The organism is Azospirillum sp. B21, assembly GCF_008364825.1.
In the GTDB taxonomy this organism is placed as follows: Bacteria; Pseudomonadota; Alphaproteobacteria; order Azospirillales; family Azospirillaceae; genus Azospirillum.
Genome location: NZ_VTTO01000006.1, coordinates 45,936 through 55,602, shown reverse-complemented (window position 1 = coordinate 55,602; position 9,667 = coordinate 45,936). Strand labels below are relative to the sequence as shown.

Genomic DNA, 9,667 nt, shown 5'->3' with positions numbered 1-9,667 from the left:
GGTTGGGGCCGGCTCACACGACGCAGAGGCAGGCGCCCTCCTGGTCCATGGCGACGGAATCGACGGCGACCGGCAGCTTCTGGGGCTTCGCCGGCATCTTGGGCCGGTGGGCCTCGCCGCGGCAGGCGTCGATCGGCACATCCTCCCCCTGCATCAGCGGGCAGCGTTCGAAGATTTCCGCCACCCAATCGACGAAGACCCGCACCTTGGGTGACAGGTGGCGGTTCTGCGGGTAGAGCGCGGAGATCGGCATCAGGGCCGGGCGCCAATCCGGCAGGATCTCCACCAGCGCGCCACTGCTCAGATGGGGCAGGGCCATGAAGCGGGCGGGCTGGATGATCCCCAGCCCTTCCACCCCGCAGGTGACGTACGCGTCGGCGTCGTTGACCGAGACGGTGCCGGCCATCTTCACCTCGCGCTCCACCCCGTCGCGCTCGAAGCTGGGCTCGTGGACCTTGCCGGTCCGGGTGAAGTATTTGACGGCGACGTGGCTTTGCAGCTCGTCCAGCGTCTTCGGCGTGCCGTGGGCGGCAAGGTAGGACGGGCTGGCGCAGGTCACCGACCGGAAGGCGCCGACCCGCCGGGCGATCAGGCTGGAATCCTGAAGCTCGCCGACGCGCAGGACGCAGTCCACCCCCTCCTGGATCAGGTCGATGGGCCGGTCGCTGAGTCCCAGCATCAGTTCGATGTCGGGATAGGCGCTGTGGAACTCGTGAATCGCCGGGATGATGACCAGCCGGCCGATGGAGCCCGGCATGTCCACGCGCAGCCGGCCGCGCGGCGTCTTGCGCGCGCTGGTGAAGGAGGATTCGACCTCCTCCAACTCCTGCAGGATGCGGGTGGCGCCCTCCAGATAGGCGGCGCCGTCCAGCGTCAGGTTCAGCTTGCGCGTCGTCCGCTGCAGAAGCCGGACGCCCAGGGATGCCTCCAGATTCTGGATGGTGGTGGTGACGGAGGCGCGCGGCAGCCCCAGCGTGTCGGCCGCCTTGGTGAAGCTGTTTGCCTCCACAACCCGAACGAAGACGCGCATCGCGTGAAGCTTGTCCATGGCCGTCCTGTCCCGCCCTGCGTCGGCACCGTGCCCGGCATGGGCGGTGCGGCTGGTTGAAGAGGCGCTATTTAACCACGACGCGCGCCGCTGTCGATCATTCGGACGGACATGGCTGGACCGATGGGTCCGGCAGACACCGCTATGGTTCGCTGTAGCTGGTGGGGACGATGCGCAACTCGAAGCGGGCTGGGTCCTGCTGGAAGATCAGGCCGCCGAAACGTTCGGAGTAGGGCGGGAGATAGTCGAACTCGGCCTCCACCGCTTCGACCACGCGGTCGCCGGACCGCAGCTCCCCGCGCACGCGCAGGGTGGCGGCGGTGGCGGTGGTGCGGTTGCGGATTTGGAATCGAACGGTATGGCCATGGCCACTGGCCTGGGTTTCCACCACGGCGATGTCGATCCGGCCGGGTACCTCGCCGTGCTCCCGCAGGCCGTACTGCACCATGTAGGCGATCATGGCGGCGATCAGCAGGGCGCCGATGCCTGCCGCAACCCACTCCAGGGGGGAGGTCGGCGCTGCCCGCTCCGTTTCACTCCTGCCCGTCTTCCGGTCCGCCGGTTGCGGCGGGGAACGGGTCCGTTCCGTCGCGGAGTCCTTGGGCCGGGGGGCCGGTGCGTCTTGCGGGGTCATGGGGGCCCTCTCTTCCGGTCACAGGATCAGGCGGGCGGCTGCTGCGCCGATGGCGCAGGGGAAGCCCAGGACGACGGTGGCGCTGATGATCTCGGCCAGCCCGGTGCCGTCGGTCCGGCCGAAGGTCCACAGCAGATAGAGGCAGATCGCCAGCACGATGACGTAGCCGACGACGGTGAAGCGCAGGAACAAACTCCAGAATCCCACGCCGCCGGGCGGCTTCGACCCGCCGGGCAGTTCCACCGCGTAGACGAAGGCGTGCATCAGCACGAGCGACAGCAGCAGAAGCGCAACCTCCCGCCACGGATCCATCACGTAGGACAGCAGGACCATCTCCTCCGTCGGGGCGACGTTGAGGCCGAGGAAGAGCGCGCCGACCGCCATCAGGAACAATTCCTGCCCGTAGGTCATGGAATCCTGGCGCTGCGTGCTCTCGGCCGTCTTCTCGCCCAGCTGGTCGCGGGCCAGCATGGCGCCGATGGCGGCGGGGAAGCTCTGCAGCGCGATCTTGCCGATCACCTCGCGCGCGGGCATGTCGAAGGACAGGACCTTGAAGATGCCGAGGATGACGGCCGACATCACCACCGCCACCGCGATCGCGACGAAGGCGTCGGCGATGTCGTCGCGCAGGCTGGCGTTGGTCTTGAAGCCGCTGACCACCGACAGGCCGATCAGCAGCGGGATCAGCAGGACCAGCAGCAGCACCAGCCGCCAGGGCGTCATGGTGAAGCCGATCCACCACATCTCCATCGTCATCAGCATCGGAAGCGAGAAGATCAGCGCCCCGGCGAAGGCGCGTGCCAACCCGATCAGGAAGGACCGGTTGTCCTCGTAGACGGGTCTTTCCGGTGTAGCGGCATCCGAGTGGCCGGTATCGGCGGTCATGCATCGTCTCCCCAACCCCGCCGCACGGTCGTCGCGGCCCGCTTCCCAGGGTCAACGCTTACGGCCACGCACAGGTTTCCGGGCTCTCCGAAGGAAGATGAGGGTACCGAGGAAACCGCCGAGCCTCTGCTGTGTTGACCTTGGTGTGGAAATGGGGGTGTGGAAATGGGGCGAGGGGCAATGAGCCTCCCCCGTTGACGGGAGGAGGTGGCATGGACTGGCCGGGCCGGCGAACGGCGGGAAAATCTCTGCGGCTGGCCCTGCCGGCGGCGGTTCTGGCGCTTGCCGGGTGTGAGGGGCGGCAGTCGGCGCTGGATGCGGCCGGCGTCAGCGCGCAGGAGATCCTGGTCACCACCTGGATCCTGTTCATCGGCGGGGCCGTGATCTTTGTGGTGGTGATGGCGCTGGCTCTCTATGCCGCCTTCGTCCGGCCGGAGCGGTTTCCCGGCCGCCGCGCCTGGGTGATCGGCGGCGGCATCCTGTTCCCGGTCGTTACGCTGACCGCGCTCCAACTGCATGAGTTCGCCCTGGCCCGCCGACTGGCGACGCTGGCGCCGGAGCCCGCCTTCGTGGTGGAGGTCACCGGGCTGATGTGGTGGTGGGACGTCCGCTACCATGTGCCGGGACAGGAGCCGTTGCGCGCCGCCAACGAGATCGTGCTGCCGGCCGGCCGGCCGGTGGAGCTGCGGGTCGCCAGCGCCGACGTGATCCACAGCTTCTGGGTGCCCAGCCTCGCCGGCAAGATCGACATGATCCCCGGCCACGTGAACCGCCTGCCGCTGGTGGCGCAGCGGCCGGGGCTCTACCGCGGCCAATGCGCCGAATATTGCGGGGCGCAGCACGCCCTGATGGCCTTCGACGTCCGGGTGCTACCAGCGGACGAGTTCGATGCCTGGATGGCGGCGCAGCGCCGCCCGGTGCCGGAACCGCCGACGCCGGAACTGGTGCGCGGCCGCGACGCCTTCTTCGCGCTCGGTTGCCAATCCTGCCATGCGGTGCGCGGCACTGAGGCGGCAGGGCTGGTCGGGCCGGACCTGAGCCGCATCGGCGCGCGTGCATCGCTCGCCGCCGGGACGCTGCCGACGCGGGTAGAGACCATCGCCGCCTGGATCGCCGGCGCCCAGCACATCAAGCCCGAAAACCGCATGCCGTCCTTCGACGTGACCGACGGCGAGACCCTGCATGCCATGGCCGCCTGGCTGGAGAGCCTGAAATGACGCTGCGTACCGACGAGCCCCGCGACGAGTTCCCCGGCGGCCGGCCAACTCCCAGCCCCATTCCCCGACCGCCGGGCGAGGAGGAGGAACTGCTCCGCCTCTGGCGTCTGCCGCAGGGGATCGCCCGCGTCACCGCGGTGAACAACACCAAGGTCGGTGTCTGGTACATCGGTACGGCGCTGCTGTTCTTCCTGATCGCCGGGGTGCTGGCGCTGGTGATGCGGCTGCAGCTGGCGATGCCCGGAAACGACCTGCTCGACCATGGCACCTACAACCAGTTCTTCACGGTCCACGGCACCGGGATGATGTTCCTGTTCGCCGTGCCGATCGTCGAGGCCATCGGCGTCTTCCTGCTGCCTTCCATGCTGGCGGCGCGCGACCTGCCCTTCCCCCGGCTGTCGGCCTTCGCCTTCTGGGCCTATTTCTTCGGCGGCATCTTCTTCTTCTGCTCGCTGATCTTCGACGCCGCCCCCGACGGCGGCTGGTTCATGTATCCGCCGCTGACCAGCTACGAGCATTCGCCCGGCATCAACACCGATTTCTGGCTGCTCGGCATCGGCTTCATCGAGATCTCGGCCATTGCCGGGGCCATCGAGATCGTGATCGGCATCCTGCGCACCCGTCCGCCGGGCATGACGCTGGACAAGCTGCCGATCTATGCCTGGTCGATGCTGGTGATGGCGGGGATGATCATCTTCGCCTTTCCCGCCGTCATCGTCGCCACCGCCCTGCTGGAGATCGAGCGCGCCTTCCACTGGCCCTTCTTCATCGCCGAGCGGGGCGGCGACCCGCTGCTGTGGCAGCATCTGTTCTGGTTCTTCGGCCATCCGGAGGTCTACATCATCTTCCTGCCGGCGGCCGGGCTGGTGTCGATGATGGTGCCGACGCTGGCCCGCCGGCCGCTGGTCGGGCATGACTGGGTGGTGCTGGCGTTGGTCGGCACCGGGTTCTTCAGCTTCGGGCTGTGGGTCCACCACATGTTCGCCACCGGCATCCCGTCGCTGTCGCTCAGCTTCTTTTCCGCCGCCAGCATGGCGGTGGCGGTGCCCAGCGGCATCCAGGTGTTCGCCTGGATCGCCACGCTGGGGGCGGGGCGGGTGCAATGGACCGTCGCCACCCATTTCCTGTTCGGCTTCCTGTTCATCTTCGTGCTGGGCGGGCTGACCGGGGTGATGGTGGCGGTGGTGCCGTTCGACTGGCAGGCCCATGACAGCTACTTCATCGTCGCGCACCTGCATTACGTGCTGATCGGCGGCATGGTGTTCCCTGTCTTCGCCGGGCTCTACCATTGGTGGCCGACGCTGAACGGCCGGCTGTTGTCGGAGCGGCTGGGACGCTGGGCCTTCTGGCTGATGTTCATCGGCTTCAACGTCGCCTTCTTCCCCATGCACATCAGCGGCCTGCTGGGCATGCCGCGCCGGGTCTATACCTATCCCGGCGATCTCGGCTGGAACCTGCTGAACATGATCTCCACGGTGGGTTCCTTCGTGCTGGCCCTGGGCGTGCTGCTGGTGCTGATCGACATCGCGCGCAGCGCCTTCGGCGGCGGCCGGAAGGCGCCCGACAATCCATGGAACGCCGGCACGCTGGAATGGCTGCCGAACGAGCTTTACGGCACCCGCAGCATCCCGCACGTCACCGGCCTCTATCCCCTGTGGGACAAGCCGGACCTGCCGCGCGAGGTGCGTGAGGGCGCGCATTTCCTGCCCGGCGCCCCGACCGACCGGCGCGAGACCATCGTCACCAGCCCGATCGAGGCCAAGCCGCAATATCTGATGCCGTTGCCCGGGCCGCATTGGGGCCCATTCCTGGCCGGGCTGTTCACTGCGGTGCATTTCATGTGCTTGACCGTGCAGTGGTATTATCCCTCTCTGGTTCCAGCGGTGCTGGCCATCGCCATGGTGATCTGGTGGGTTTGGGGCCTCGATGCCGGCGCCGACCAACCGCCGCAGGATGTCGGCGGCGGCTGGCGCGTGCCGGTCTACGTCCAGGGGCCGAAGAACCATTCCTGGTGGGGCGTGGTGGTCCTGATGCTGGTGGACGGCACGGCCTTCGCCTGCCTGATCTTCACCTACCTGTTCCTGTGGACGGTCAGCCCCGATGTATGGCCGGCGGGTGGAGACGGGCTGCCGGGTCTGCCCTGGCTGGCCGGCGGGCTGGCGCTGTGGGGGCTGTCGGCGCTAGCCATCGGCTGGGCGCGGAGAGCGGTCGACCGCAACCGGCACGGCCGCGTGCGCATCGGCCTGATCGTTGCCTGGGCGGCGATGGTCGGCGGGATCCTGCTGGACGCCAATGCCCAGATCGGGACCGGCCTCGTCGGTGCGGCCAGCGCCTATGGCGCCATCACCTACATGCTGGTGGCGTGGCAGGCCTTCCACGTGGCGGTGATGACGCTGATGCTGGCCTACACGCTGGCCCGCTCGGCCGCCGGGCTTCTGCATGCGGAGCGGCGGGTAACCTTCGACAACACCATGCTGATGGGTTGGTACAGCGCGGCGCAGGGGACGATCGCCCTTCTGCTTCTGCACCTGTTCCCACGTCTGGCGATCTGAGAGGGGGGCGTCATGTCGGGCCGCAGCTTTCCCGTCACCTTCGGCGCCATGCTGGCGCCTTTCCTGATCTGGGCCGGGCATTTCGGCTTGGTCTACGCCATCAACGGCGCGGTCTGCGCGCGGGCGCCGGAGGGGGCGATGCTGTTCGGCTATCCGATGTCGGCGGCGCTGGTCGCCGCCGCGACGGTCCTCGCGATGGTCTGGGTCGCGGTGCTGCTGGCGATGGCGCTGCAGGGGCGCGGTCCGGCCGGCCATGTCGCCTCCGCCGATCCCCGCCGCTTCGCCCGCTGGTTCGTGATTGCCGGGGCGGGCTCGGCACTGGTCGCCATCCTGTGGGTCGGTCTTCCAGCCCTGCTGGTGCCGGCCTGCGGGTGACGGCACCCCGTTAAATAGACATCGCCGGTTCCGAGGCACCTGCGGCGGCCGAGGGGGCCGCCGCGGACGCCTTGAAACCGGCGATGCGGTTTCCGGAGAGCCGGATTACTGCTGGGTGCCGGTCTGGCCCATGGAGCCCTGCGGGGTGCTCTGGTTCCGCGGGGTGTCGCTCGGCACGGTGCCCGTGGTCCCCGTGGTGCCGGTGCCCGTGTTGCCGGTCGTGCCCGTGCCGCCGGCGGTGCCGGTGTTATTGGTGCTGCCGCTCAGGTTCAGCGCGGCCATGGTCTGCTCGTCGGCGCGGCCGGTGGCGCGCAGGCCGTTCTCGCGCTGGAACTGCATCAGGGCGCGGCGGGTGTTGGCGCCCCAGACGCCGTCCACGGCGACGTCGCGGCCGTCGGTGCGGTCGTTCAGTGCCTGCTGGATCTCGCGCACCTGCTCGCTGCTGAGGTTGCTGGAGGACATGCTGCCGGAGCGGCGGGTCGACGTACGGTCGGAGCCGCTGCCCGACGTCTCTTCCCGGACCTCCTTGGTCGCGCGGTCGGTCACGCGGTCGGTCTTCTTGCTCAGGCTTTCGTCCATGCTGTTGCCGGCGACGGCGCCGCCGACGCCACCGACCACCGCACCGACCGGGCCACCGACGACGGCACCGGCCACGGCACCGCTGCCCGCGCCGGTCGCCGTCCGCGAGGTCTCCGTGCTGCCGCAGGCGCTGAGCGCGAACAGGGCGCCGGCTGCCGTAGCGGTCATAACGATCTTCGAAATCCCACGCATGGTTGCCATCCTTCTCGATTACGCTTCGATGTTGGCGACCCGCCGCCCGGTGCGGCCTGAACTGTCCTGCCGCACGGCAAGCGACAGCTGGGTCATGTGATGAACAATCAACAGCGGGCCTTCTTGTTCCCTGACGTCGTCTCAGGATTTTCCGTCATCGCCCTTCACCATGGCGTCACCGTGAGCGCGGCGGGAGTAATACTCGGCGACTGCATCGATCTGCTCATCGGTCAGTCGGCGGACCGCGGCCTCCATGATGCGGGAAAGCGCCGTGTTGCCGCGCGCTTCGTCGCGCCACAGCCGCAGCTGCCCGGCGATGTAGGAGGCATGCAGGCCGTCCAGGGTGGGATAGCGCGGATCGCGCGCATGGCGGCTGTCGCCCGCCCCTTCGTGACAGCCGGAGCAGGCGGCGACGCCGCGTCCCGGATCGCCGGAGTCCGCGATCCGCCGGCCGAGCTCCAGCAGTTTCGGATCGGGTTCTCCGGCTGCAGGCGTTGGTATTGCAGGCTTTTGCGCGGCGTAATGGTCGGCCAGCCCACGGATGGCCTCCTCGTCCAGACCGGCGGCGACGGGCTGCATGATGCCGCTGAACCGATTGCCCTGGGCATACGCGCGCAGCGTCTCGAACAGGTAGTCCGCCGACTGCCCGGCGAGCCGCGGGAAGGCTCCGTCGGCCCCGCCGTTGCCGTCCCGGCCGTGGCAGCGGGCGCAGTCCTGCAGCGTCTCGCCCAGCCGGCCGGTTTCCGGGCCGCTGACGGGGCCTGTCAGATCGGCCACATGGGTCCGCCCGTCCGGCTGGGTCCCGCCGAAAGCGAGGCTGCGGTATTCTTCCGCGCTCATCCCTTTTAGCCGCAGGAGAAAGGCGGTAACCGCCCAGGGTTCGTCCTTGCGCTGCTGCGCCGGCCAGGCCGGCATGCCGGCGTACTTGATGCCGTTCAGCGTGATCCAGTACAGCTCCTGCGGCTTCCAGTCCGCCAACTGGCTTGGCAGATAGGGCGGCTCCGGCATCATGTGGCGGGAGATCGGGTTGCGCGTTGCGTCGGGCGCGCCGTGGCAAGGCGCGCAGCCGTCCTCGTAATGGCCGGCGCCGCGGCGGATCAGCGCCGGGTCGTTCAGGTCGGGCGGATCCTCGACGAAGGCGGCATGCGTCTCGACGGAGCTGCGCATGGCCATCTCGAAGAACATCTCGACGGGCGTCCAGTGCTCCTTGGTCGCCGCGACGCTGTACAGGCCGGACCACGCGAACAGCAGGCCGCCGATGCCGGCCGCCACCGCCGCCAGGGCGAGGGTCGTCAGGGTGCGCCGCATGCCCTCACCCGGCCTTTCCGCCGGAGAACCGGCCGTCCTTGATGCGATCGTCCCAAATCCGATCGTCAGCGCTCTGCCTCAGCCAGCGCGCCGCACCGGCCAGCACCAGCGCCACATAGGCCAACGACCCGACCACCCCCATGATCAGCCCGCCGAGCTGCTGGTCGGCCAGCGGCGACAGGCCCCAGGCGGCGGTGGTGGTCAGGTGGTAGGGGAACAGCGGCGTCCCGGCGAAAATCAGCAGGCCCGCCAGCATCGCCAGATGAACCGAGGTCCCGAAGGCCGCCAGCAGCCCACGCAGGCGCATGGCGTTCCCGGCGGGCGCCAGCACGCTCCGCCACGCCGCCACCGCTCCGGCGAACAGCGTGCCGTGCATCAGCCACAGCACGGCATCGTTCGCCAGAGCCGCCATGTAGGGACCCGGCAGGTGCCAGACCCACAGCGTGATGCCGAACAGGCCCCAGGCCAGCTCAGGCCGCTCCAGCGGACTGACCGCGGTCCGAAGCCAACCCGGCCAGCGTACCGCCCCGGCCGGCCAGCCGAGCACGAACAGCGGGGCCGCGACCTGCACGGTCAGCAGATGCTGGGCGACGCGGGCGGAGAACAGGGCGGAGGTCAGGTTGCACAGGGGAGAGACGAAGGCGATGCCCAGGACCAGCCAGCCGGCGGCGAGGCACCAGGGCCGGTGCCCGGATGCGCCGTCCGCAGTCCGCGTCCGGCGCGTTACCGTCGCCAGCCCGGCCGCCGCCAGGACGAAGACGGCCAACAGCCATGGATCGGTGTTCCAGGCCGTCGACAAGCCCCCCGGCACCGGCGGGGTGCCGCAGTAGGGAACGAAGGGTAGGGCGTCTGTCGGCATGGCGTGGCCTCGCGGAAT

At 69.1% G+C, this 9,667-nt stretch carries 9 protein-coding genes; 3 read left to right on the top strand and 6 right to left on the bottom strand.

Annotated features, from left to right (window positions below):
- Positions 1–13: 13 nt before the first annotated feature.
- From FZ983_RS15760 to FZ983_RS15750, 3 genes are all read right to left on the bottom strand, one after another.
- Entirely contained in the window at positions 14–1,048 is a 1,035-nt protein-coding gene (locus tag FZ983_RS15760; protein ID WP_149224476.1) for a LysR family transcriptional regulator, read from the bottom strand.
- Between the two features lie 142 nt (positions 1,049–1,190).
- Positions 1,191–1,682 carry a TIGR02588 family protein gene (locus FZ983_RS15755; protein WP_247883778.1) on the bottom strand — a complete coding sequence of 164 codons (492 nt, stop codon included), beginning with the start codon at positions 1,680–1,682 and terminating at the stop codon, positions 1,191–1,193.
- An 18-nt stretch (positions 1,683–1,700) separates the two neighbouring features.
- Positions 1,701–2,567 carry a TIGR02587 family membrane protein gene (locus FZ983_RS15750; protein WP_149224475.1) on the bottom strand — a complete coding sequence of 289 codons (867 nt, stop codon included), beginning with the start codon at positions 2,565–2,567 and terminating at the stop codon, positions 1,701–1,703.
- A gap of 212 nt (positions 2,568–2,779) precedes the next feature.
- Here FZ983_RS15750 and coxB point away from each other — a divergent pair, with 212 nt between their 5' ends.
- The 3 genes from coxB to FZ983_RS15735 are packed head-to-tail and all read left to right on the top strand — an operon-like array spanning position 2,780 to position 6,711.
- Positions 2,780–3,784, top strand: a complete 1,005-nt coding sequence (gene coxB / locus FZ983_RS15745) for a cytochrome c oxidase subunit II (protein WP_149224474.1) — start codon at positions 2,780–2,782, stop codon at positions 3,782–3,784.
- Entirely contained in the window at positions 3,781–6,336 is a 2,556-nt protein-coding gene (gene ctaD, locus FZ983_RS15740) for a cytochrome c oxidase subunit I (RefSeq protein ID WP_149224473.1), read from the top strand. Before coxB ends, ctaD begins: the two co-directional genes overlap by 4 nt.
- Positions 6,337–6,348: 12 nt before the next feature.
- Complete coding sequence (locus FZ983_RS15735) at positions 6,349–6,711, top strand: hypothetical protein (RefSeq protein WP_149224472.1); 363 nt, start codon at positions 6,349–6,351, stop codon at positions 6,709–6,711.
- 105 nt (positions 6,712–6,816) lie between these two features.
- On the opposite strand, the gene FZ983_RS15730 is transcribed toward FZ983_RS15735, so the two are convergent.
- The 3 genes from FZ983_RS15730 to FZ983_RS15720 all read right to left on the bottom strand — a co-directional run bounded on the left by FZ983_RS15730 (position 6,817) and on the right by FZ983_RS15720 (position 9,649).
- Positions 6,817–7,482: a peptidoglycan-binding domain-containing protein gene (locus tag FZ983_RS15730; protein ID WP_149224471.1), complete on the bottom strand. Its 666-nt coding sequence runs from the start codon at positions 7,480–7,482 to the stop codon at positions 6,817–6,819.
- A gap of 141 nt (positions 7,483–7,623) precedes the next feature.
- Complete coding sequence (locus FZ983_RS15725) at positions 7,624–8,790, bottom strand: c-type cytochrome (RefSeq protein ID WP_149224470.1); 1,167 nt, start codon at positions 8,788–8,790, stop codon at positions 7,624–7,626.
- A gap of 4 nt (positions 8,791–8,794) precedes the next feature.
- Positions 8,795–9,649: a cytochrome c oxidase assembly protein gene (locus FZ983_RS15720; protein WP_149224469.1), complete on the bottom strand. Its 855-nt coding sequence runs from the start codon at positions 9,647–9,649 to the stop codon at positions 8,795–8,797.
- Between the last annotated feature and the right edge of the window lie 18 nt (positions 9,650–9,667).

Excerpts from the sequence above, each read along its gene's own strand:
- FZ983_RS15760 (WP_149224476.1), bottom strand. The coding sequence starts at position 1,048 with ATGGACAAGCTTCACGCGATGCGCGTCTTCGTTCGGGTTGTGGAGGCA.
- FZ983_RS15755 (WP_247883778.1), bottom strand. The coding sequence starts at position 1,682 with ATGACCCCGCAAGACGCACCGGCCCCCCGGCCCAAGGACTCCGCGACG.
- FZ983_RS15750 (WP_149224475.1), bottom strand. The coding sequence starts at position 2,567 with ATGACCGCCGATACCGGCCACTCGGATGCCGCTACACCGGAAAGACCC.
- coxB (WP_149224474.1), top strand. The coding sequence starts at position 2,780 with ATGGACTGGCCGGGCCGGCGAACGGCGGGAAAATCTCTGCGGCTGGCC.
- ctaD (WP_149224473.1), top strand. The coding sequence starts at position 3,781 with ATGACGCTGCGTACCGACGAGCCCCGCGACGAGTTCCCCGGCGGCCGG.
- FZ983_RS15735 (WP_149224472.1), top strand. The coding sequence starts at position 6,349 with ATGTCGGGCCGCAGCTTTCCCGTCACCTTCGGCGCCATGCTGGCGCCT.
- FZ983_RS15730 (WP_149224471.1), bottom strand. The coding sequence starts at position 7,482 with ATGCGTGGGATTTCGAAGATCGTTATGACCGCTACGGCAGCCGGCGCC.
- FZ983_RS15725 (WP_149224470.1), bottom strand. The coding sequence starts at position 8,790 with ATGCGGCGCACCCTGACGACCCTCGCCCTGGCGGCGGTGGCGGCCGGC.
- FZ983_RS15720 (WP_149224469.1), bottom strand. The coding sequence starts at position 9,649 with ATGCCGACAGACGCCCTACCCTTCGTTCCCTACTGCGGCACCCCGCCG.